Origin of the sequence: Pseudomonas cyclaminis (assembly GCF_015163715.1) — a bacterium.
Taxonomy (GTDB): domain Bacteria; phylum Pseudomonadota; class Gammaproteobacteria; order Pseudomonadales; family Pseudomonadaceae; genus Aquipseudomonas; species Aquipseudomonas cyclaminis.
This window is the reverse complement of sequence record NZ_JADDUM010000108.1, coordinates 19,229-40,912: the sequence shown is the minus strand read 5'-3', so window position 1 is coordinate 40,912 and position 21,684 is coordinate 19,229. Positions and strand designations below refer to the sequence as shown.

The 21,684-nt window shown below is 62.2% G+C and carries 18 protein-coding genes and 3 pseudogenes; 12 read left to right on the top strand and 9 right to left on the bottom strand.

Annotated elements, in window-relative coordinates; translation table 11 throughout:
* Position 1: 1 nt before the first annotated feature.
* The 6 genes and pseudogenes from IQK56_RS14970 to IQK56_RS14945 all read right to left on the bottom strand — a co-directional run bounded on the left by IQK56_RS14970 (position 2) and on the right by IQK56_RS14945 (position 5,849).
* Positions 2-2,420 (bottom strand): annotated as a pseudogene (locus tag IQK56_RS14970) (fimbria/pilus outer membrane usher protein).
* Between the two features lie 80 nt (positions 2,421-2,500).
* The gene (locus tag IQK56_RS14965; protein ID WP_122306307.1) at positions 2,501-3,196 is read right to left on the bottom strand and encodes a fimbria/pilus chaperone family protein; all 696 of its coding nucleotides are present in this window, start codon (positions 3,194-3,196) and stop codon (positions 2,501-2,503) included.
* Between the two features lie 29 nt (positions 3,197-3,225).
* Complete coding sequence (locus IQK56_RS14960) at positions 3,226-3,849, bottom strand: DUF1120 domain-containing protein (protein ID WP_193901749.1); 624 nt, start codon at positions 3,847-3,849, stop codon at positions 3,226-3,228.
* A gap of 72 nt (positions 3,850-3,921) precedes the next feature.
* The gene (locus tag IQK56_RS14955; RefSeq protein ID WP_150760476.1) at positions 3,922-4,539 is read right to left on the bottom strand and encodes a DUF1120 domain-containing protein; all 618 of its coding nucleotides are present in this window, start codon (positions 4,537-4,539) and stop codon (positions 3,922-3,924) included.
* Between the two features lie 28 nt (positions 4,540-4,567).
* Entirely contained in the window at positions 4,568-5,182 is a 615-nt protein-coding gene (locus IQK56_RS14950) for a DUF1120 domain-containing protein (RefSeq protein ID WP_193861727.1), read from the bottom strand.
* A gap of 43 nt (positions 5,183-5,225) precedes the next feature.
* Positions 5,226-5,849, bottom strand: a complete 624-nt coding sequence (locus IQK56_RS14945) for a DUF1120 domain-containing protein (RefSeq protein WP_150676700.1) — start codon at positions 5,847-5,849, stop codon at positions 5,226-5,228.
* A 600-nt stretch (positions 5,850-6,449) separates the two neighbouring features.
* Between IQK56_RS14945 and IQK56_RS14940 the strand changes: the two genes are divergently transcribed.
* The 7 genes and pseudogenes from IQK56_RS14940 (at position 6,450) to dacB (ending at position 13,541) form a co-directional block, all read left to right on the top strand.
* Positions 6,450-6,722 carry a hypothetical protein gene (locus tag IQK56_RS14940; protein WP_193861726.1) on the top strand — a complete coding sequence of 91 codons (273 nt, stop codon included), beginning with the start codon at positions 6,450-6,452 and terminating at the stop codon, positions 6,720-6,722.
* Between the two features lie 198 nt (positions 6,723-6,920).
* Positions 6,921-7,556 (top strand): response regulator, encoded by a 636-nt coding sequence (locus IQK56_RS14935; RefSeq protein ID WP_122306301.1) that lies wholly within the window; start codon positions 6,921-6,923, stop codon positions 7,554-7,556.
* A 96-nt stretch (positions 7,557-7,652) separates the two neighbouring features.
* Positions 7,653-8,123, top strand: a complete 471-nt coding sequence (locus tag IQK56_RS14930; RefSeq protein ID WP_122306300.1) for a nuclear transport factor 2 family protein — start codon at positions 7,653-7,655, stop codon at positions 8,121-8,123.
* Positions 8,124-8,159: 36 nt separating this feature from the next.
* On the top strand, positions 8,160-8,435 hold the full coding sequence (locus IQK56_RS14925) for a GIY-YIG nuclease family protein (RefSeq protein WP_150676702.1): 276 nt from the start codon (positions 8,160-8,162) through the stop codon (positions 8,433-8,435).
* A 76-nt stretch (positions 8,436-8,511) separates the two neighbouring features.
* Positions 8,512-9,445 (top strand): annotated as a pseudogene (locus IQK56_RS14920) (glutathione S-transferase family protein).
* A 109-nt stretch (positions 9,446-9,554) separates the two neighbouring features.
* Positions 9,555-11,972 carry a TonB-dependent siderophore receptor gene (locus IQK56_RS14915; protein WP_193901748.1) on the top strand — a complete coding sequence of 806 codons (2,418 nt, stop codon included), beginning with the start codon at positions 9,555-9,557 and terminating at the stop codon, positions 11,970-11,972.
* Positions 11,973-12,096: 124 nt separating this feature from the next.
* Positions 12,097-13,541: pseudogene (gene dacB / locus IQK56_RS14910) on the top strand (D-alanyl-D-alanine carboxypeptidase/D-alanyl-D-alanine endopeptidase).
* A gap of 1 nt (position 13,542) precedes the next feature.
* Here the strand turns inward: dacB and IQK56_RS14905 are convergent.
* The gene (locus IQK56_RS14905) at positions 13,543-14,322 is read right to left on the bottom strand and encodes an IclR family transcriptional regulator (protein ID WP_193861723.1); all 780 of its coding nucleotides are present in this window, start codon (positions 14,320-14,322) and stop codon (positions 13,543-13,545) included.
* 119 nt (positions 14,323-14,441) lie between these two features.
* Between IQK56_RS14905 and hmgA the strand changes: the two genes are divergently transcribed.
* The 4 genes from hmgA (at position 14,442) to IQK56_RS14885 (ending at position 19,127) form a co-directional block, all read left to right on the top strand.
* Positions 14,442-15,725: a homogentisate 1,2-dioxygenase gene (hmgA, locus tag IQK56_RS14900; protein ID WP_193861722.1), complete on the top strand. Its 1,284-nt coding sequence runs from the start codon at positions 14,442-14,444 to the stop codon at positions 15,723-15,725.
* Between the two features lie 3 nt (positions 15,726-15,728).
* Positions 15,729-17,015 carry a fumarylacetoacetase gene (gene fahA / locus IQK56_RS14895; protein ID WP_193901747.1) on the top strand — a complete coding sequence of 429 codons (1,287 nt, stop codon included), beginning with the start codon at positions 15,729-15,731 and terminating at the stop codon, positions 17,013-17,015.
* A 12-nt stretch (positions 17,016-17,027) separates the two neighbouring features.
* On the top strand, positions 17,028-17,663 hold the full coding sequence (gene maiA / locus IQK56_RS14890; RefSeq protein ID WP_122306292.1) for a maleylacetoacetate isomerase: 636 nt from the start codon (positions 17,028-17,030) through the stop codon (positions 17,661-17,663).
* A 96-nt stretch (positions 17,664-17,759) separates the two neighbouring features.
* Positions 17,760-19,127 carry an MFS transporter gene (locus IQK56_RS14885; RefSeq protein ID WP_122306291.1) on the top strand — a complete coding sequence of 456 codons (1,368 nt, stop codon included), beginning with the start codon at positions 17,760-17,762 and terminating at the stop codon, positions 19,125-19,127.
* Here the strand turns inward: IQK56_RS14885 and IQK56_RS14880 are convergent.
* On the bottom strand, positions 19,124-19,927 hold the full coding sequence (locus tag IQK56_RS14880; protein WP_122306290.1) for a SirB1 family protein: 804 nt from the start codon (positions 19,925-19,927) through the stop codon (positions 19,124-19,126). The genes IQK56_RS14885 and IQK56_RS14880 overlap by 4 nt on opposite strands.
* A 185-nt stretch (positions 19,928-20,112) precedes the next feature.
* On the opposite strand from IQK56_RS14880, the gene IQK56_RS14875 reads away from it, so the two are divergent.
* Positions 20,113-21,132, top strand: a complete 1,020-nt coding sequence (locus IQK56_RS14875) for a Glu/Leu/Phe/Val dehydrogenase family protein (RefSeq protein WP_122306289.1) — start codon at positions 20,113-20,115, stop codon at positions 21,130-21,132.
* A 54-nt stretch (positions 21,133-21,186) separates the two neighbouring features.
* Here IQK56_RS14875 and IQK56_RS14870 read toward each other — a convergent pair whose 3' ends face one another.
* Complete coding sequence (locus IQK56_RS14870; RefSeq protein ID WP_003171979.1) at positions 21,187-21,447, bottom strand: YebG family protein; 261 nt, start codon at positions 21,445-21,447, stop codon at positions 21,187-21,189.
* Positions 21,448-21,684 lie beyond the last annotated feature (237 nt).

Sequence of the window (21,684 nt, the reverse complement as noted above, 5' to 3'; positions counted from 1 at the left end):
GTCATCCTTCAGGTGTATGGCAGCGGGCGGGGGCGGTTTCGAAATACACTGTCGGATCAGCCTTGGCCGGCAGTTCATAGCGCAGTTCGCAGCGGCCGTTATCGGCGGTGCTGACCCACAGCGTGGTGTGCTCCAGCACATTGGGCAGGAACACTCGGCTGCCGTCCTGGACCAGGGTGACGAACTCGCCATCGGCAGTGCTCACCATGGCGCCACGGGGCAACGGCCGGTCCTGATCGGTGCGCACCGTCAGCAGTAGCCGACGGGTCAGCGCCACGCCGAAGTCCACGCGATCCACCGCGCCGCGCCCAGCCGAAATCATCGCCAGGCCATTGTTGATGTCGGCATTGCGCGGCAGCGAGCGCGTCTGCACCTCGACCGGACTGCGCCCGTAAGCGTTGACCTGGGACACCACTGCCTGGCCCTGCCAATCCGTCCAGACCGGCCCACTGGGTGTGCTGAGTTTGATACCGGCCATATCGCCCACCGAGACCACTGCAAAGGTGTCGCGTACCGGGTACGGCGACAGCGTGACACCACTGCCATGCGCCACCACCGCGCCGCGCGCACCGCCTTGATAGCTCGACCGTTGGGCGTCGCTGCGGCTGTAGCTGAAGTCCAACTGGCTATAGCGGGCAGGGCGGAGAGGCCCAGCGTGGTTTCCACCTGCCGGTCGCGGTGTCGTACTCGGCGCTGACCCGATACCCGAGTTGATCGTTGACCTGTTCGTTCATCCCCACCCCGGAGCGATGCTCACCGCCCGAGTTACGCACCCAGGCGCGAGCGCGGCGGTTCTCGCCCAGGGGCAGGCTCAGGTTCAGGTACACCGCATTGTCCTGCTGCTGGCGCCCGCCCATCTGCCACTCGGCACTGGCCGACAGCGACACCCCGTTGACGCTGGTGCCCCAAGAGGCCAGCGCGCGGCTGCTGTTGGCGCCGTCAAAGTTGCTGGAGCGCGACACCCCGGCGCTGAACGCCCCGAACCACAGGTGGGACCAGCCCAGCGTGGCGCTCTGCTGATCGCGATAACGTGTGCTGCGGTGCCGGTCGGGCTGTGCTTCGTAAGTGGCTTCCTGCAGCTCGCGATAGCCAGGCGTGCGCCACGAGTTGGCGAGACTGAGCGACCACTGTTCATTCAGGCGCTGGGACCATGACAGGTCGGTTTGCACGCCTTGCGCCTTGTCGCGGGCCTGGGCGTCGGAGAGCTGGCTGGCGAGTTGCACCTGGCTGTCCAACCCCGGCCGCCAGGCCACGCTCGCGCCTGCGGCGCGGTATTGGCTGGCAACCATCATGCCGCCGCCCACGGACATTTGCGGGTTCAGGGCGCCGTTCCACCCGGCGCTGACCACCCATGGATCGTCACCGTGGGCGTTGCCGATGTTGCGCACACGGCCAGCGGCCACCGAGTAACCCGCCGCCGGCAGCCCGAGGCCGAGCATTGCCGCCGGCACGGTAAAACGCCGCTCGCCGCCCGTGCTTTCCTTGACGGTCACCTCGACGTCCGAACGGGTATTCAAGCGACGTACATCGGTCAGGGCGAATGGTCCGGCGGGGACCACGGTCGAGTGAATCAACGCGCCGTTCTGCCGCACCTCAACCTGCGCCGGACTGTTGGCGATACCCTCGATGGTTGCGCCTTGCTCCTGGTCTTGCAGGGCTTGTTCGGTAAATACCTGGACCCCACTGATCTGCGCACCTGACAACACTGGGTTATAGAGGCTGATCTGCCCCGCTTGCAGCACCGCCTGATACCGCGCAAAGGTGCGCTGGGCGTAGGCTTCCAGGTGGGTGCTGCGCGACAGGCCGTCCTGCCAGGTCTGGACCTGGCGGCTGCGTACGATCCAGTCACCGGCGTTGAAGCCGACTTCGGTGTTGGCCGAGCCAAAGCGGCTGGCATCGTCGTCGAAGCGGTTGTAGAACCCGGTGAGGTCATAGTTGAGCAAGGCCGCGACGCCTCCGGATTGATAGCCGGAGACATCCTGCTGTACCGGCCGCAAGGCCTCGGTCGGCACTATCAGCGACACCGTGAGTGTGGCCGGATCGGGTTCAACCAGGGTTTGGGGAAATTGCGCGAGAAAGTCATGGCAGCGACCGCTGTCCCCAGGCTCCACCAGGTTGGCGGTATCCAGTAAGGCGCGGTCGAAACACAGGGCGCCGTGCTGATCGAAGCTGGCTTGCAGGCGACCACGGCGTTGCCCGTTGACCCGCAAGCTCACCGCATGTGTACCTGCGGTAAAACGTGGGGTGTCCAGCAGCAGGCTGGCCAGTTGCGGGTCGATGCCGCGTTGGTTCAGGGTCTTGGCGTCGAAGCCAGCATAGTCATCGGCCCGCACTCCGTCAGGGAGCAAGGCACAGGTCAGCAGCCACGCCGGCAAGGTAAAGGGCGAGGCGGGCACGGCGTTGCCGTCACGATAGTTCACGACTGTTTTCACCAAAGGCAATCGAAGGTTGGACGGCTGCGCAGTGCGCTGGCGATCCTCAGGCCGTCACGTCGTTTTAATCAGTGCAGGGTGATTGGCGCGTCGTAGGCTGCGACGGCGAAGCCATAGAGGGTGGCCGGTTGCAGCCGGACGGTGCTGGCGCCCGTGGCGCTGACCGGGACGCGCAGATGTTCCCCTGGCAACACATAGGTGCGCGGCAGCATCGCCCTGGCGTCGCCGGGCAGCAGGCGCAGTTCCTGGGCCAGCCGCACCACATAAGGCGTGTCGTTGCTGACCACCAATTGGTTGTTTTCGAGGGTCCAGGTCAAGCCGGTCCACGGCGTGCGATTGGGCGCCAGGCCCTTGGGATGAATGATCACCGGCAGATTCTGGCGCACCGTGACGCCGACCCGGGCGTGTCCGGCTTCGGTGGCAGGGCGACCCTTGGGCATGCCTTCGAAAATCACACGCTTGAGACGCTGGCTCTTGAGCGGCAGATGGTCTTGCAGAATGAATCGCACCAGCTGTGATTTTTTCGGCTCCACCCGCGACAACGGCGGCGTGACCACCAGCAATGGTTCGTCATCCTCCGGGATGTCTTCCAGGGTGACGTGCAGCAGGGCCAGTTGACTGTCGGTGTTGGTCACCGAAACGCTGGCTTCGCCGTCGTTTTCGTACACGATCACCACCGAGGTGTCGGGGACCATACCGTCGGCCTGGGCATGCATGCTGAGCAGCAGGGCCAGGGCCGCCACCGTAAAAATTTGCGTCGTCATGACGAGAGTTCCATTGGGCGAAATAAGCATCAGAGGTAGCGCAAATCCAGGACGATGGAGCCGTCCAGGGGGACCTCTTGATCGAGGGTCAGGTAGTTCGAAAAACTGATGAAAGTTTCGACGTGCAGTCGGGTGGTCAACTGGCGAATAAAGTCCGGCTGACGGTCACCCTGCAACGCAAAACCGACATAGGCTTTGGGCTCGGCGTGGGGGCTCGGCGTCCAGGTTTCTCCGTTGTCGGCGGAGATCAGCACCTGCATGGGTTGCGCATCGCCCTGCGGGTTCAGATAGGACAATGCCACGCTGCCCAGGCGCTCTGCCGGGGCGTGGATGTTTCTGCCCAGTCCGTACAGGTCAGGCGTAAGCGCCGATTCCGAGCGATTGTCGACGCCCACCAGCGCAAACAGCATGGGCCTGGCGCATCGCACCGACAGCTCCAGGAATCGGCTTGGCAACACGGTGAATTCATCGCTGCTCAGGGTGTGTGCGGGAATCTTGCCGTGATCGACAACGCCCTCTTCCGACAGCTCGACGTGACAGGCGTCCGGCGTCAGTCGGCCGGTCACCGTGATATCGACAATAGCGGCCGCCCAGGCGGGGCCGGCGAAGCTCAGCGTCAGCAAGGCGACGAATAGGTGGGGCTGCATGTTCATGGGGTATCACTGGCTGGGAGTAGGTGGCCGTTATGTAAGGGCGACCATGCCGGTGCATGGCCGCCCTGGCATTTACAGATACTTCACTTCCAGGGTGGCCGACCCATCCAGGGTGACTTCGTTGCTCAGGTCCAGGCCGTCGGTACGGGCGATCGAGGTGTTCACCAACAGCTGAGCGACCAGTTCCTTGACGGCGATCGGCTGTGCGCCATCGGTGTTGGTGACCGACATGTAGAGTTTGGGGTCCCAGAACTTTTCGTCGTACCAAGTGTTGCCACCGTCGCCGGAGGCGATGGTCTTGACCTGCACACCGTCGGCGACGGCGTTTTGCAAGGTCAGCTGGTACCAGCCGAGTTTTTGCGTGGTGTTGATAAAGCCCAGCCCGAACACCGAGCCCATCAGCGCCGAGTCCGCACGGTTATCAATCGAGTTCAGGGCGAACGGGATCGCGCCATCACAGATCACCGCAATCGTCATGCTGTGGCTGCCGATGAGGGTAGGGTTGTCCGGGCGCAGGTCTTTGGCGGAAATCTTGCCGTGGTCGATGATCCCGCCACTGGACAGGCTGGGGGTGCAGGCACTGGGCACGATCAGGCCCTTGACCGTCAGGTCCACGGTGGAAGCGGCGTAGGAGGTGGCGCAGGTAAGTAGCATTACGCTGGCGGCGACGCTATTGAGCAGGGTTTTCATGACGAACTCCTTTCGCTAAGGGGGGCGGTTACAGGTACTTGAGTTGGATGGTGGCGTGCCCGTCGATGGGGACTTCGTCCAGCAGGGTCAAGCGCTCGGCGGGGGCGACGTGGGTGTACAGGCGAATCTCGGCGTCAAAATCCTGCACGGCGATAGGTGTTTCTTGATTGATTCTCGCAACCGTGGTCAGCCACAGATGGTTCAACTCGTTGGCGGGCCCCCAGGTCACGCCGCCATCCTCTGAGGTAATCATGCGTACCGCGACGCCGTCGGCCACTGGGGTGTAGAGGTGAAACGCGGAGCCGCCGAGCTTTTCATCGTTCGGTGTCATACCCAGGCCATGCCAGCGATCATGGTTGGCCGAAGTACCGGCGCGGTTATCGATGGTGTTGAGGGTGAAAAAAGTCGGTCCTTCACAGCGCACACTCAACTGCATGCTCTGATTGGGCAACGAAGTGTGTTGCTCGGCATTGAGCGTCTTGGCCGACATTTTTCCGAAGTCGACCATGCCACCGCCGGAAATCAGTGGGGAACAGGCGCTGGGCGTGATGCTGCCCCTGACGCTGAGGTCGGTATTGCTGGCCGCGAACACGGCAGGCGTGAACAGCAACACCAGCGCAGCGCGAGTGAAAAATAGGTTCATAGGGGCGGCACCATGTGAGTGGGGGTCTATGTAAGAGGGAGCGTTACAGGTACTTCACTTCAAAGGTCGCCGAACCATCCAGTGCCACCTCGTTGGTCAGCGTCAGGGTGTTGGCGGGGGCAATGGCGGTATTGAGCACCACGTCCAGGGTTGCGGTTTGCACAGGATGAGGTACCCAGCCGATCGACAGGTCCAGGTCGCCCAGTGAGATCAAGGCATTGGGCACCACTGCCTCGTCGTCGGGTAGTTCTGACCAGCGGCCTGGGTTGTATTGGATCAACAAGCTTGACGGCTTGTCGGCAACCAAATTGCCCATGCTCAGGTAATACCTGCCCAGCTTCTCCGTTTCATTGATCAGGCCCAGGCCATACGCACCGCTACGAGTGGAAGAGCCACTGCGGTTGTCGATGGGGGTGATTGCAAACAGCGTCGATGCCTCACAACTAATGGACAGTTGGACGCTTTGGGGCTTGAGTACGGTCTGACTGTCCAGTTTGAGGTCTTTCGCGGAGATTTTTCCGAAGTCGACCGTGCCCGGCATGTTGGGTGTACAGGCGCTTGGGGTGATCAAGCCTTTTACTGTCAGGTCCACCGTGCTGGCAGCCAAGGCGGGTAAGGAGGTGGCGAGCAACAGCACAGTGCTCATCAAGGTAAGGGACTTGCTCATTTCAATACGTTCCACTGCGGGTCTGGCTGATAAAGGCACGCGCACGGCATCGTCCGATCCTGTGGGAAGGGCGAGCAAGGCGGCAGGTTGTGTTTGGTTGGGGCCGCCGGAGACCGTGGCCCATTCCCTCTTTGCGGGTGACGGCAATTTAGCCGGGGGGCGGAGCGGGGGAAATACAACTATTACGACAATCGAAATGGCAGGTATCTCGACCTGAAAGCGTGGGAATTAATGTTCTGATTTGTAGGAAATTTGGATTTTTCGTAGTTCTTGTATCGTCATTTTCATATCCAGGAGCGTATTCATCACTGCATCTAACAGTCATATGAGTGCCATCAAGCGTGTTGCACGCTGTTCTATATTTGGCTGTTGTGCCTTTGCATCCACTTAGTTGGGTGTTGATGTACTCATGGGCTGAAAAATCAATGTAAGCGCAATGAGGTGACCATGGTGACAAGGGTATTTTCCAATCGAGTACCTGTCCTGAAGTTGGCACCCTCACCCTCGCCCCCGCTGGTGGAGGAACCGGTTGATCGTCCAGAAAGCCTTGCGTGGCCGACGCGTGCAAGCCTGATCGAAATTTTCGGCAGTGATGAAATAGTGAACCGGGTGCTGGTCAGCCTGATGAATGAAGCGCAGGAAGACAACAGCTTGTTGGAACAGGCATGGAGCAGTGCCAACGCACTGTTGGTGGTGGAGCGGCTGCATCGACTGGTGGGCAGCCTGGCGTTTGTTGGCGGGGCGGATCTGGAGCGGTGTGGCGAGCAATTGATTGCCCGGGTACAGGCCCGTGGTGTCGCGGCAAGTACGCTGCAGTTGCAAGCCTTTCAGCGCAACTTGCGGGTGTACATCACTTACTTGAGCCGGTTATGAGTGGATAAGTCTGTAGGACATCGCAAGAGGTCTGTTAAGGGCTAAAGATGTAGGTAATTTCTTTTTGTTTTGTAGGTTGGGAGTTGTTATCTATCAAATGCTGGGCGCGGTCTGGAGCGTACCGCGCCGGGTGGTTGTTGAGGTGCGTGGACAAAGGTATTTTGCGTGATTTCCAGTTGCCATCATTCGTGGGTATTTATGCTGCGTGTAATCATTGCCGACGACCATCCTATTGTGCGTATTGGGCAACGGGTGGTGATTGAGGCGGGCGGTAGGTGCAAGGTCGTCGGCGAAGCCGACGGGCCCGATGAGTTGCTCAAACTGTTGAGTTCTGTGGCTTGTGATGTATTGGTGACTGACTTCGCCATGCCCGGCGGTCAGCAGGCCGACGGTTACGGGCTGTTGGGCCTGTTGCGTCGTCAGTACCCGACATTGCCGGTGATCCTGGTGACCATGTTTGCCAACGTGGCCACCCTGCGTGCTTCTTTTGCCCATGGGGCACGGGCGATTGTCGCCAAGAGCGCGTCGGCCCGGGAGCTGCCCATCGCGATCAATGCGGTGATCAAGGGCGAGACGTTTGCCAGTGAATGCCTGCGGGCGCAGTTGGTAGAGGCGGGCACCGGCGACCAGATGCAACAGCCGCAGTTGTCCAGCAAGGAGCGGGAGGTGGTAAGGATGCTGGCCAGTGGCATGACCGTCAGCCAGATTGCGGCACGGGTCAATCGCAGTATTTCCACCATCAGCAAACAGAAAAGTACCGCCATGAGCCGGCTGTGCATTTCCACCGACGTGGATCTGTTCGCGTATGCGCGCAGCTGCGGCATGGTGCCATAGCGTGTGGCTGGCCATTGCCGATGTGAATGCCGATAGAGTTTTGCCGGTGCGCAGACTATCGTGCATACCCTACAGCCCCTGGTTTGGAACCTGCCCATGAGTGACGCACATAACGCCCTGATCACCGAGTTCTACAGCGCCTTCCAGCGGCTGGATGCCGAGGCCATGGCGGCCTGCTACACCGAGGACGTGCTGTTCAGCGACCCGGCCTTTGGCGAACTGCGCGGCCGTGATGCCGGCGACATGTGGCGCATGCTCACCACGCGGGCCAAGGATTTCTCCCTGACGTTCGACCATGTGCGCAGCGATGACACCACCGGCAGCGCGCATTGGGTGGCGACCTACCTGTTCAGCGCCACCGGCAACACCGTGGTCAACGATATCGGCGCCCGTTTCGTGTTCCGCGACGGCAAAATCTGCGAGCACCACGACCATTTCGACCTGTGGCGCTGGTCGCGCCAGGCGTTGGGCATCAAGGGCTTGTTGCTGGGCTGGTCGCCGGCCTTGAAAAACGCTGTCCGCGCCCAGGCACGCAAAGGCCTCAAGGCATTTCAGGCCGGGCGTTGATAAGATTGGCGCTCCTCTGGCCTGCCGACCTGACCTGTGACTGATCTTCCTCCACCCAAACCCTGGTTTGTCTACCTGGTGCGCGCCGCCAATGGCTCGCTGTATTGCGGCATCAGCAACGACCCGGTGCGCCGGTTTGCCTCGCACCAGAGCGGCAAGGGCGCCCGGTTTTTCCTGTCCAGCCCTGCCGTGGCGCTGGTGTACACCGAGCAATGCGCAAGCAAGGGCGAGGCGTTGCGCCAGGAGCGGTTGATCAAGAAGCTGAAGAAGAGTGCCAAGGAGTGCCTGGCGGCGCAGGGCTCATTGATCTGACTGATGGGTTCCCATCACGCCGCCAATGCCCGTTGCGCGCTAAGCTGCGGGTTCATTTTTTCATGTGGACCCCGGCATGTCTGAGCTCATCCTGCACCACTACCCAACTTCCCCGTTCGCGGAAAAAGCTCGGCTGCTGCTGGGCTTCAAAGGCTTGTCCTGGCATTCGGTGCATATTTCGCCGGTGATGCCCAAGCCGGACCTGACGGCGCTGACCGGTGGCTATCGCAAAACCCCCGTGCTGCAGGTTGGCGCTGATATCTATTGCGACACCGCCCTGATCGCCCGCCGCCTTGAGCAGGAAAAAACCGCGCCGGCACTGTTCCCGCTGGGCCAGGAAATGATCACCCAAACCTTCGCCACCTGGGCCGACAGCGTGGTGTTTGCCCACGCCGTGAGCCTGGTGTTCCAGCCGGAATCGGTGGCGGTGCGCTTTGGCAAGTTGCCGCCGGAAGCGATCAAGGCGTTTCTCGCCGACCGCGCCGCGCTGTTCAGCGGCGGTACGGCGAGCAAGTTGCCGGCCGAGCTGGCCAAGCACCAATGGCCGGCGATCATGGCGCGCCTGGAGCAGCAACTGCAGCGTGAGTCCGGGGACTTCCTGTTTGGCGAGCGTCGATTGCGACTTCGCGATGGCCCATCCGTTGTGGTTCCTCAAGGCCACGCCGGTGACTTCGCCGTTGGTGGATGCCTATCCGGCCGTGTCGGCGTGGCTGGGGCGTGTGCTCGGTTTTGGCCACGGTACGGCCAGCCAGATGACGGCCGAGCAGGCGCTGGCGATTGCGCACGACGCCACACCGGCGGCGCTGCCGGACGAAGTGTTCGAGGACTTGAATGGCTTCAAGGCCGGCCAGCAAGTGACCATCAGCGCGATTGACTACGGCGTCGACCCGGTCGCCGGCGAGTTGCTGTTTGCCGGGCGCGAAGAGTTGATCCTGCGCCGCACCGACCCACGGGCTGGCACCGTGCATGTGCACTTCCCGCGCTTCGGTTTTCGCCTTCAGGCGCAATAAGTAAAAATATTTGCAAATAAATGTGAGGTAAATCGCCGGCTGATCCGTGTAGTGCATGAAACTGCGATCTATTCGCATTAACAGCGTTTTCTACACGGGTTCTCACAGCATGAAGTCGACGGCGGGCGGTTTGGTTAAACAGTGGCTGGGAGCCTCGGTATTGGCGGTATCGGGGCTGGCCTTGCTGCCCCTATGCGTGGCACAGGCGCAGGAGCAGCAAAGCGCCCAGTTCAAATTTGCCCTGGCCGCGAAACCGCTGCCCCAGGCCCTGAGCGATTTCAGCCGGGTCACCGGGATCAGCGTGATCTACACCGATGAAGCGCCCTACGGCCTCAGTGCCCCGGCGGTCAGTGGGCAGATGAGCGCGACCCAGGCGCTGCAACGCTTGCTGGGCAATTCCGGTTTCACCTTCCGCCAGATCGACGCCCGCACCTTGGCGCTTGAGCCGGTGCCGACCGATGGCGCGGTCAACCTCGGCGCCACCACCATCAGTGGCGTTGGCCAAACCCAGGACAGCACCAGCTACCAGCCGCCGCCCACCAGCTCGGTGATGCGTTCCCGGGCCTTGCTGCTGGAAACCCCGCAAACCGTCAACGTGGTGCCGGCCCAAGTGCTGCGCGACCAGACCCCCCGTAACCTGGATGACGCCCTCGGCAATATCAGCGGCATCACCCAGGCCAACACCCTGGCCAGCACCCAGGACGCCGTGATGCTGCGCGGTTTTGGCGACAACCGTAACGGCTCGATCATGCGTGACGGCATGCCGGTGGTGCAGGGCCGCGCCCTGAACGCCACGGCGGAGCGCGTCGAAGTGCTCAAAGGCCCCTCGTCGCTGCTGTATGGCATCCAGGATCCGGGCGGCGTGGTCAATATTGTCAGCAAAAAGCCCGAACTGACCCAATCCACCGCCCTGACGGTGCGCGGCTCCACCTTCGGCAACGGCAAGAACGGCAGCGGCGGCAGCCTCGACACCACCGGCCCGATCGGTGACTCGGGCCTGGCCTATCGCCTGATCGTCGACCATGAAGACGAAGACTACTGGCGCAACTTTGGCACTCACCGCGAGACGCTGCTGGCTCCGTCCCTGGCCTGGTATGGCGACACCACCAAGCTCTTGTTCGCCTACGAACACCGCGAGTTTCTCTCGCCGTTCGACCGTGGCACGGCGATCGACAAGTCCAACCACCCGCTGGACATCCCCTCCACCCGACGCCTGGATGAGCCGTTCAACAACATGGAAGGCCGTTCCGACCTGTACCGCTTCGAAGCCGACCACGACCTGAACGACGATTGGAAAGCCCACTTCGGCTACAGCTGGAACCGCGAAACCTACGACGCCAGCCAGGTGCGCGTCAGCGCGGTGAATACCGACGGCACCCTGACCCGCAAGATGGACGGCACCAAGGGCGCGATCACCACCGATCGCTTCACCACCGCCAGCCTGGAAGGCAAGGTCAATGTGTTTGGCCTGCAGAATGATCTGGTCTTCGGCATGGACGATGAGTACCGCAAGGTCTACCGCGCCGACCTGATTCGCCAGGCCTCGCGCACCACGTTCAACTACAACAACCCGGTGTATGGCAACGAAGTCGCGGGCACCACGGTCAGCGCCGCCGACAGCGCCCAGACCGACCTGCTGCGCAGCGACTCGCTGTTCTTCCAGGACGCGATCCACCTCACCGACCAGTGGATATTCGTGGCGGGCGCCCGCTACCAGATGTACGACCAATACGCCGGCAAAGGCGTGCCGTTCAAGGCCAACACCGACGGCAACGGCCAGGCCTGGGTGCCGCGTGCGGGGCTGGTGTATCGCTACACCGATGAGCTGTCGTTCTACGGCAGCTACACCGAGTCGTTCAAGCCCAACTCCACCATCGCCGCCCTGGCCGATGGCAGCACCTTGACCGGCGACCTCACGCCAGAAGAATCCAAGTCGTGGGAGCTGGGCGCCAAGCTCGACATTCCTGGGCGCATCACCGCCAGCGCGGCGTTGTTCAACATCGACAAGCGCAACGTGCTGGTGTCGGTGGGCTCCGGTGCGAACACCGTCTACAGCATCGCCGGCCAAGTGCGTTCCCGTGGCCTGGAGCTGGATGCCAGCGGCCAATTGACCGACAAGTGGAGCCTGATCGGCAGCTACGCCTTCACCGATGCCGAAGATATCAAGGACAACGACCCGACGCTGGAAGGCAACCGCCTGCAAAACGTGGCCAAGCACACCGGCTCGTTGTCGGTGGCCTATGACTTCGGCAGCATTTTCGGTGGCGACCAGTTGCGCGTGGGCACCGGTGCTCGCTACGTCGGCGAACGCGCCGGCGACGCCGCCAACGATTTCGACCTGCCGGGCTACACCGTGGCCGACGCGTTCGCCACCTACGACACCAAGATCGAAGGGCAGAAGGTCAAGTTCCAGCTCAACGTGAAGAACATGTTCGACCGCACCTACTACACCTCGGCGGCCAGCCGGTTGTTTGTGTCCATTGGGGATGCGCGGCAGGTGTCGGTGTCCAGCACGCTGCAGTTTTAAGAGCGCAGTTTTAAAAGTAATGACAGGTTGTGGCGAGCGAGCTTTCTGTGGCAAGCCCGCTCGCACAAAGGGGGGGAGCTGTTAGCGTTGCCGCCACTGATTAGCTTTGTGGAAAACGCTACCGATGCACTTTGGCCGATGGTTACACCTGCTGGGCTTGATCTTTTTACTGGGCGGCTGCGCCAGCGTTTCGCAGCCCTCCACCCCGACCACCCTCGAACGCCTGTTGGCTGATCCGGCGTTGAATGGCGCCACCGTCTCCCTGATGGTGCGCGACGCCCGCAGCGGCAGCACCCTCTATCAGCACAACCCGCGTACACGCTTGATCCCCGCGTCCAACCTCAAATTGCTGACCACGGCGGCGGCGATGGACGTGCTGGGGCCGCAGTATCGGTTCGCCACGCAACTGCTGAGCAATGGCCCGCAACAAGGTGAGCGCCTGACCGGCAACCTCTACCTGCGCGGCCTGGGTGACCCGACCACCCAGTTCGCCGACTACCAGGCACTCGCCGCCCAACTGGCGCGCCAGGGCGTGCGCCAGGTGCAGGGCGACCTGGTGTTCGACGACAGCTTTTTCGACGCCGAACGCCTGGGCGTCGACTGGGCCCAGGACGACGAAAGCACCTACTACGGCGCGCAGATTTCCGCGCTGACGGTATCGCCCAATGCGGATTTTGACGCGGGCACCCTGATCGTCACGGCCAAGGCGCCGGTCATTGCCGGCCAGCCGGTGACTGTTTCTCTAAGCCCGCCCACGGATTACGTGCAACTGAGCAACCACGCCGCCAGCGGTCCCGGCGACAGCTATGGCATCACCCGTCAGCACGGCACCAATCTGCTGCAACTGACAGGCACGTTGGCGCCGGGCAAGCAAAGCCGGCAGTGGGTGAGCGTGTGGGAGCCGACGCAACTGGTGGCCACTCTGTTCGAGCAAGCCTTGGCGCAGCAGGGTATTGAGGTGCTGGGGCGCAGGGTGATTGGCGGTGCAAGCCCTGGGGCGGCCAGGGTGCTGGCGGAGCATCAATCGGCACCGTTGCAGGCATTGATCACGCCGCTGCTCAAACTGTCGAACAACAACATGTCCGAGGCGTTGCTCAAGGCCATGGGGCGCAAGACCGTCAATGCGGGCACGCGCAGGCGGGGGCGGCGGCGGTGGCGGCGTTCATGAGACGCCAAGGGTTGGACCCGGCGACGCTGGTCCAGGTCGACGGTTCGGGCTTGTCGCGGCGTAACCTGGTGTCGTCGCAGAACCTCACGGACCTGCTGCTCGCGACCGCCAGGCAACCGTGGTTCGATGCCTGGTACAGCGCCTTGCCGATTGCCGGCAACGCCGACCGCATGACCGGTGGCAGCCTGCGCTATCGCCTGCGCGGGACGGCTGCCGAAAACAACCTGCACGCCAAGACCGGCTCCATGGCCGGGGTGTCATCGTTGAGCGGCTATATCACCGATGCCCAAGGCCGGCGCCTGGTGTTCTCGATGATCAGCAACAACTACCTCAGTGAGGCCGCGCCCATCCGGGCGTTGGAGAACCGTGTTGCGTTGGCCCTGACCCAATGGCACGACTAGCTCAGGTTTGATAGCCCATCCGCCAACTCACGGCCTGGGTCGCCGCCAGCAAACGCTGCGCCGCCGGGCCATCCTCGTCAGCGTGGAACAGCGAGGTGGGGCCGACCACGGTCATCACCGCTGCGACTTGGCCAATTGCGTTGAATACCGGCGCTGACAGCGCGTCCACCCCCGGCATCAGCAGGCCATGCACAAAGTGCAGGCCACGGCTGCGGATCTGCTCGCAGGTGAGGGCGTAGGCCTGGTCGTCCGCCAGGGCATGGGCGATTCCGGCCTGGATCTCGCGCTCGCGCAGTTCCACGGTTTCCCGCGACGGCAGGAACGCGCTGAACACCAGCCCGGTGGACGAGCTGAGCAGCGGCAATACCGAGCCCAATTGCGTCACCACCGTGACTGCGCGCACCGCCGGCTCGATCTGCACCACAGTCGCGCCCTGGTTGCCCCATACCGCCAGAAAGCAGGTTTCATTCAACTCGTCGCGCAGTTCTGCCAGGGGCATCGCGCCGACTTTCAGTACGTCCATGCTGCCCAGTGCGGCCAGGCCCACCCGCAGCGCCTCGCGGCCCAGGCCATAGTGGTTAGTGGCGGTGTTCTGTTCGGCAAAACCAGACGCGATCAACGCCTGCAGATAGCGGTGCACCTTGCTTGCCGGCATCTGCACATGTTCGGCCAGGCGCGACAGGGACGTGGCGGGCGACAACTCGGCCAGGGCCTTGAGGATATCGGTGCCCACTTCGGCCGAGCGGACTTTCTGTTTACCGGTGTCGCGGGGCTTTTCCATGGAAGGGCGAGAATCCGAGAGATGAATGGGCGTCTTTATAGCTTGACGGTCGATAGTGATCAAATTACGTTATGCGTAACTGGATTACGATAAAAACAACTGACCCCAGAGGAAGCTCCATGAACCTCGAATATCTTTCGGGCTTTGGCAATGAATTCGCCAGCGAAGCCCTGCCCGGCGCGCTGCCGGTCGGCCAGAACGCCCCGCAAAAAGCGCCCTACGGGCTGTACACCGAACTGTTCTCCGGCACGGCCTTCACCATGGTGCGCAGCGAAGCCCGCCGTACCTGGCTGTACCGCATTCAGCCGTCGGCCAATCACCCGGCGTTCGTCAAGCTGGAACGGCAATTGGCCGGTGGCCCGTTGGGCGCGGTGACGCCGAATCGCCTGCGCTGGAACCCCTTGGATATTCCCGGCGAGCCGACAGACTTTATCGATGGCCTTGTCGGGATGGTGGCCAACTCGGGGTCAGAAAAACCCTCAGGCATCAGCATCCATACCTACCGCGCCAACCATTCGATGGAGCGTGTGTTCTTCAATGCCGATGGCGAACTGTTGATCGTCCCCGAGCAGGGCCGCTTGCGTATCGCCACCGAACTCGGTGTGCTGGAGGTGGAGCCGCTGGAGATCGCCGTGCTCCCACGTGGCCTCAAATTCCGTGTCGAACTGCTGGATGCGCACGCACGCGGTTATGTCGCGGAAAACCACGGCGCGCCGCTGCGCCTGCCGGACCTTGGGCCTATCGGCAGTAACGGCCTGGCCAACCCCCGCGACTTCCTCACCCCAGTTGCCCACTACGAAGACCTGAAACAGCCTACAACCCTGGTGCAGAAGTTCCTCGGTGAACTGTGGGCCTGTGAAGTCGACCATTCACCGCTGAACGTAGTCGCCTGGCACGGCAACAACGTGCCGTACAAATATGACCTGCGCCGTTTCAACACCATCGGCACCGTGAGTTTTGATCATCCGGATCCGTCGATCTTCACCGTGTTGACCTCGCCCACCAGCGTGCACGGCCTGGCCAACCTTGATTTCGTGATCTTCCCGCCGCGCTGGATGGTCGCCGAAAACACCTTCCGCCCGCCGTGGTTCCACCGCAACCTGATGAACGAATACATGGGCTTGATCCAGGGCGCTTACGACGCCAAGGCCGAGGGCTTCCTGCCCGGCGGCGCGTCGCTGCACAGTTGCATGAGCGCCCACGGCCCGGACGGCGAGACCTGCACCAAGGCGATCAACGTCGAGTTGGCGCCGCACAAGATCGACAACACCATGGCCTTCATGTTCGAGACCAGCCAAGTGCTGCGTCCCACCCAGTTCGCCCTGGACTGCCCGCAACTTCAACCTGCTTATGACGCGTGCTGGGCCTCGCTGCCCAACACCTTCAACCCGAACCGGAGATAACCCATGACTCAGCCCACTACTACCCAAAGCTGGGTGGCCTGCGCCAACGGCCACCGCGACTTTCCTTTGCAGAACCTGCCGTTGGGCGTGTTCAGCATCAACGGTTCGGCCCCGCGCAGTGGCGTGGCGATTGGGGACTGCATCTTCGACCTGCATGCCGCTCTGGAAGTATTTGAGGGTGAAGCGCGCCGAGCGGTTGAAGCGACGGCGGGCGGCCAGTTGAACGCGTTTTTTGAACTGGGCCGTGGCCCGCGTGTTGCGCTGCGTGAGCGCCTGTTGGAACTGCTTGCCGAGGGCAGCCCGCTGCAAGCGCGTGAGGCGCAGGTACTGCACCGTGCCGCCGATTGCCAGATGCATGTGCCGGCCCGGATCAATGACTACACCGACTTCTACGTCGGCATCGAGCACGCGCAGAACGTCGGCAAGCTGTTCCGCCCCGACAACCCGCTGCTACCCAACTACAAGTACGTGCCGATCGGTTATCACGGCCGCGCCTCGACCATTCGCACCTCGGGCACCGACGTGCGCCGCCCTAAAGGCCAGACCTTGCCTGCGGGCCAGACCGAACCGACCTTCGGCCCTTGCGCACGGTTGGACTACGAGCTGGAACTGGGCATCTGGATCGGCCAGGGCAATGCCATGGGCGACTCGATTGCCATCGGCGACGCCGCCGAGCACATCGCCGGTTTCTGCCTGCTCAACGACTGGTCGGCGCGGGACATCCAGGCCTGGGAATACCAGCCGCTGGGGCCGTTCCTGTCGAAAAGCTTTATTACCACGATTTCGCCCTGGGTCGTCACGGCCGAAGCACTGGAACCGTTCCGCAAGGCGCAACCGTCCCGTCCCGAGGGCGATCCGCAACCACTGCCGTACTTGCTGGATAAACGTGACCAGGCCGCCGGTGCCCTGGACATTGAACTGGAAGTGCTGCTGACCACCGCGGCCATGCGCGAACAGAACCTGCCGGCCCAGCGCCTGGCCCTGAGCAACAGCCTGCATATGTACTGGACCGTCGCGCAACTGGTGGCGCACCACAGCGTCAACGGCTGCCAGTTGCAGGCCGGTGATTTGTTCGGTTCCGGCACCCTGTCCGGGCCGCAAGAAGGGCAGTTCGGCAGCCTGTTGGAGATGACCGAAGGCGGCAAGAAGGTCATCGAGTTGCCATCCGGCGAAGTGCGCAGGTTCCTGGAAGACGGTGATGAAATCATCCTGCGCGCCCGCTGCAATCGTGAAGGCTTTGCTTCCATCGGCTTCGGCGAATGCCGTGGCACTGTGGTCGCAGCGCGTTAAGAGGGCAGGGTGATGGAACTCTATACCTACTATCGCTCCACTTCGTCATACCGGGTGCGTATCGCCTTGGCCCTCAAGGGCCTGGACTTCACGGCGGTGCCGGTGAACCTGCTGGTGCCGGCGGGCGGTGCCAATCGCCAGCCGGAGTATCTGGCCATCAATCCCCAAGGCCGCGTGCCGGCCCTGCGCACCGATGACGGCGAACTGTTGATTCAGTCGCCGGCGATCATCGAGTACCTCGACGAACGTTATCCACAGGCGCCGCTGCTTTCCAAAGACCTGGCCACCCGCGCCCATGAGCGTGCAGTGGCGTCGATCATCGGCTGTGATATCCACCCGCTGCACAACTCCAGCACCCAGAACCTGTTGCGGCAGTGGGGGCACGATGAGGCGCAATTGCTGGAATGGATCGGTCATTGGATCAGCCAGGGACTGGGCGCGGTGGAGCAGTTGATTGGCGATGCGGGTTTTTGCTTTGGCGAGCAGCCTGGGCTGGCGGATGCGTTTCTGATTCCCCAACTGTACGCGGCGGAGCGCTTCAAAGTGCCGTTGGCGGCGTATCCGCGCATTGGCCGGGTGGCGGCATTGGCGGCGCAGCATCCGGCGTTCATTCAGGCCCATCCCGCCAACCAACCGGACACCCCATAACGCTCAAGGCTTGCACAGAACAAAATGTGGGACGGCAAGCCCCCTCCCACATTGGATTTGCGTCACCTACCAATAAAAATAAACAGGTACCTTGCGATGCACAATCAGATTGCCAGCTTTCGCGCGGCACTCGACGCCCGTCCGGTGTCGCGCTATCAGTGGTTGATCCTCCTGTTGCTGGCGCTGCTGTTGGTTACCGACGGCTACGATGCTCAGGTGCTGGGCTATGTAGTGCCGGCGTTGGCGTCGGATTGGGGATTGGAAAAAGCTGCGTTCGGCCCGGTGTTCAGCGCCAACCTGCTGGGGCTCACGTTGGGCTCGCTGCTGGTGACGCCTTTGGCTGACCGATTTGGCGTGCGGCGCATCTTGTTGGGCTGCGTGTTGATCTATGCCTGCCTGACCCTGCTGATGGTGTTCGCCCACTCACTGACCTCCCTGATGGCTGCGCGATTTATCTGCGGCATCGGCATGGGTGGGGCGATGCCCAGCGCCATGGCATTGATGTCGGAATATTCGCCACCGCGCCTGCGCACCTTGATGGTGACCTTGGCGGCGTGCGGGTTCTCGTTCGGCGGTGCGGCAGGTGGGTTTGTGGCGGCGGGGTTTATCGACAGCTTTGGCTGGCAGGCGGTGTTCCTGGCAGGTGGCGTCACCCCGTTGCTGTTGTTTCCGTTTTTGCTGTGGCTGTTGCCCGAGTCCCTGCCGCGTTTGCTGCGGGATGCGCCACCCTACGTGCGATTGCGCAAAGTGACCGGCCGCATGCTGCCCGACTGGCAGCCGCCACTGGCGAGTGCGGCAGAAAACCTGCAAGAACAGGGCAGCAAATTGACGGTGGTGGAGCTGTTTCGCAACGGCTATGCACGGCCGACGCTGCTGATCTGGTCGACCTTTTTTGTCAGCCTGATCCTGCTGTACTTCATGATCAGTTGGCTTCCGTCGCTGCTGTTGGAGAGCGGCCTGGCGTTGAAGGAAGCCAACCTGGTGACCTCAATGTTTCTGTTTGCCGGCACCTTGGGCGCGATCGGCATGGCCTGGTTTGCCGACCGGCTCAAAAGCAAGGTGCGCCTGCTGTCCGGTGTGTTGGCGGCGGCTGCGGTGTGCACCGTTTTGCTGGGGCTGAACCACGACAATCCGCGCTATCTGGTGGCCTGTGTGTTTGCGGCCGGGTTCTGCATCATCGGTGGACAATTGACCCTCAATGCCTTCGCCAGCAACTTTTACCCGGCACATGTGCGTGCTACCGGTACCGGCTGGGCACTCGGTGTGGGGCGCTTTGGTTCGATCCTGGGGCCGCTGTTTGGCAGCATGCTGCTGGCGATGCATATTCCGGTGCAGCAGATTTTTTTCTTCTGCGCGATACCGGCGGTGATGGCGGCATTGTTGATTATTCAGGTCCGGTCGCCAGGGGGTGATGGGCCGAAGAGCGCGCTGCCTGGCGATATTCTCAAGGTGCCTGAGGGCTAGTGCACCACTGAATTGGGCGGCAGGTGCCCCAGCCGCTCGGTCAGGCGCAGGCGTTGGATCGGGTCTTCACTGAGCATCAGCGCGTGTTCCAGGTCAAAACGCTCGGCGTTCGGGCAGTCCAGGCGTTGATACAGGCTGGCCCGTGCCAGGTAGTCGGCGGCATTGGCGCTGCCCAGTTCCAATACGCGCTCGGCGTCCACCAGGGCTGCCAGCGGGTTGTCGTTGGCGAGGTGCAACTGGCGCAGGTTGCGCGACAGCCGTTGCAGGATAGAGCGCGGGTCGGCCGTATGCAGGTGGTCGGCCTGCAACTTGAGGTTGGGCCCGTACTGGCGTTGCAGCAGTTCACGGCAATCGTTGGGGTACAGGCGCCGCCCGCCGCACGGGTCCAGCAGGTGATCGGCACCGGGCACCCGCAGCAGGAAGTGCCCGGGGAAGTTCACGCCAACCATCGGTATATCCAGGCGTCGCGCAAGTTCCATGGCAATCAACCCCATGGCCAGGGGTTGCCCGCGTTTGCGCTGTAGCACCTTGTCCAGTAGTGCGGCGGCAGGGCGCAGCGGGGTGAAGTCATCCTGGGCAAACCCCAGGTCATTCATGCACCGCAGCAGCGGTTGACCCAGTTCATCCACTGGCAGCGTGGGCATGCTCAGGCTGACCTGTTGTTGCAGTAAGCTCAGGTTCTGCAGGATCTCCAGCGGCCGCACTGCCGCGTCGTGCTCGGCGGCGATCCATAGCGCCGCTTCGAACAGCGCCGGCGGTGAACGTTGCAGGCAGGCGAAAAAGGCTTGGCGGGGCTTCATTGCGTTCTCCGGCAGATGCCCCCGTTTTAGCCTTGCTGGGAATTTTCGTCCAGTGGCATAGGAAATATCCTGCACGCTTATGTCGCAAGGCCTGCAAAACCGGCCGGCTTATTCCAGCGCACTTCGGCAGTTTTCTACCGCAAGCCTATACTTGGCGACACCAGAAGTGATTCGGGAGCTTGACGATGTTTGCTCTCATGCACAGCACCCGCCTTGAATCGCTGCACCTGAGCGTCGACCCGGTCACCGGGCTCAAGGCGGTCATCGCCATTCACAACAGCCGCCTGGGGCCAGCCTTGGGCGGCTGTCGTTATATCGCCTACCCCGACGACGAAAGCGCCGTGGCCGATGCCGCGCGCCTGGCCCAAGGCATGAGCTACAAGGCGGCCCTGGCCGGGTTGCCGGTAGGCGGTGGCACGGCGGTAATCCTGCGCCCCGCCCATGTGGAGAACCGGGCGGCGTTGTTTGAAGCGTTTGGACGTTGTGTAGAGCAACTCAATGGGCGCTACATCACCGCTATCGACAGCGGCACCTCGGTGGCCGACATGGATTGCATCGCCCAACACACCTGTTTTGTCACCAGCACGACCGCCGCTGGCGACCCATCGCCCCATGCGGCCATGGGTGTGTTCGCCGGCATTCGCACCACTGCCATGGCCCGCCTGGGCAGCGACAACCTCGAAGGCCTGCGCGTGGCAGTCCAGGGCCTGGGCAACGTCGGTTATGCACTGGCCGAACAACTGCACGCCGCCGGTGCCGAATTGCTGGTCAGCGACATCGATCACGGCAAGGTGCAACTGGCCATGGAACAACTGGGCGCACACCCCATCGCCAACGACGCCTTGCTCAGCACCCCCTGTGACATCCTCGCGCCCTGCGGCCTGGGCGCGGTGTTCAACCGCACCAGCGTCGGCCAACTGCGCTGTGCCGCCGTGGCCGGTTCCGCCAGTGCACAACTGACCAACCTGCAAGTGGCCGACCAATTGGAAGCGCGCGGCATCCTCTACGCCCCGGACTACGTGATCAACTCCGGGGGCCTGATCTACGTCGCCCTCAAGCACAGCGGTGCCGAACTGCCGACCATCACCGCGCACCTGTCCAACATCGGCAAGCGCCTGACCGAAATCTACGCCCACGCCCAAGCCGAAAAACGCTCCCCCGCACGGGTGGCGGATGAACTGGCCGAACGCCTGCTCTACGGATGAGCACGCATTAAAAAGGCCCTGAACCAATGATTCAGGGCCTGTTCAATTCGGGCTTTATTCCGCCGCTGCGTTGAGCAACTCGGACAACGCGTCCGGCTGGCTCTTGAACGCCTTGGCAAACACATCGCGATTCTTCGCCATGTAGATCCCGGCTTCTTCCACCTGCTGCTCGCTCAGGGACGGCACGGCTTTTTGCAACACTTCTGCCAGCAACTCAGCGAGTTCAAGCATTTTGTCATGACGGTCAGCTTCGGCTTTATCCATGAACAAACGCTCCAGATCTCGGCTGCTGCGGTATACCACTTCGACGGCCATTCACCACCTCACATGCCTTCACGATAGTTGTCTTTTTCGACTACTGTATTTATATACAGCGAAAAGGGTAAGCCAAACCGTGTGGTTTGGGTAGCAGTTTTTTAATGTAGCCCGTAAATACAGGTTTGGCGTGCCTCATGTCACGCCGCCATCATCTCATGCCAGTGCTGGCCTTTTTTCTGCATGCAGAACAACCGTCACGTCCAACCCGCATTATCCGGTCGAGTCGACCTAAGG

What these genes read in the sequence shown, in the direction of transcription:
- IQK56_RS14965 (WP_122306307.1), bottom strand. Translation starts at nt 3,196, where the DNA reads ATGACGACGCAAATTTTTACGGTGGCGGCCCTGGCCCTGCTGCTCAGC.
- IQK56_RS14960 (WP_193901749.1), bottom strand. Translation starts at nt 3,849, where the DNA reads ATGAACATGCAGCCCCACCTATTCGTCGCCTTGCTGACGCTGAGCTTC.
- IQK56_RS14955 (WP_150760476.1), bottom strand. Translation starts at nt 4,539, where the DNA reads ATGAAAACCCTGCTCAATAGCGTCGCCGCCAGCGTAATGCTACTTACC.
- IQK56_RS14950 (WP_193861727.1), bottom strand. Translation starts at nt 5,182, where the DNA reads ATGAACCTATTTTTCACTCGCGCTGCGCTGGTGTTGCTGTTCACGCCT.
- IQK56_RS14945 (WP_150676700.1), bottom strand. Translation starts at nt 5,849, where the DNA reads ATGAGCAAGTCCCTTACCTTGATGAGCACTGTGCTGTTGCTCGCCACC.
- IQK56_RS14935 (WP_122306301.1), top strand. Translation starts at nt 6,921, where the DNA reads ATGCTGCGTGTAATCATTGCCGACGACCATCCTATTGTGCGTATTGGG.
- IQK56_RS14930 (WP_122306300.1), top strand. Translation starts at nt 7,653, where the DNA reads ATGAGTGACGCACATAACGCCCTGATCACCGAGTTCTACAGCGCCTTC.
- IQK56_RS14915 (WP_193901748.1), top strand. Translation starts at nt 9,555, where the DNA reads ATGAAGTCGACGGCGGGCGGTTTGGTTAAACAGTGGCTGGGAGCCTCG.
- IQK56_RS14905 (WP_193861723.1), bottom strand. Translation starts at nt 14,322, where the DNA reads ATGGAAAAGCCCCGCGACACCGGTAAACAGAAAGTCCGCTCGGCCGAA.
- hmgA (WP_193861722.1), top strand. Translation starts at nt 14,442, where the DNA reads ATGAACCTCGAATATCTTTCGGGCTTTGGCAATGAATTCGCCAGCGAA.
- fahA (WP_193901747.1), top strand. Translation starts at nt 15,729, where the DNA reads ATGACTCAGCCCACTACTACCCAAAGCTGGGTGGCCTGCGCCAACGGC.
- maiA (WP_122306292.1), top strand. Translation starts at nt 17,028, where the DNA reads ATGGAACTCTATACCTACTATCGCTCCACTTCGTCATACCGGGTGCGT.
- IQK56_RS14885 (WP_122306291.1), top strand. Translation starts at nt 17,760, where the DNA reads ATGCACAATCAGATTGCCAGCTTTCGCGCGGCACTCGACGCCCGTCCG.
- IQK56_RS14880 (WP_122306290.1), bottom strand. Translation starts at nt 19,927, where the DNA reads ATGAAGCCCCGCCAAGCCTTTTTCGCCTGCCTGCAACGTTCACCGCCG.
- IQK56_RS14875 (WP_122306289.1), top strand. Translation starts at nt 20,113, where the DNA reads ATGTTTGCTCTCATGCACAGCACCCGCCTTGAATCGCTGCACCTGAGC.
- IQK56_RS14870 (WP_003171979.1), bottom strand. Translation starts at nt 21,447, where the DNA reads ATGGCCGTCGAAGTGGTATACCGCAGCAGCCGAGATCTGGAGCGTTTG.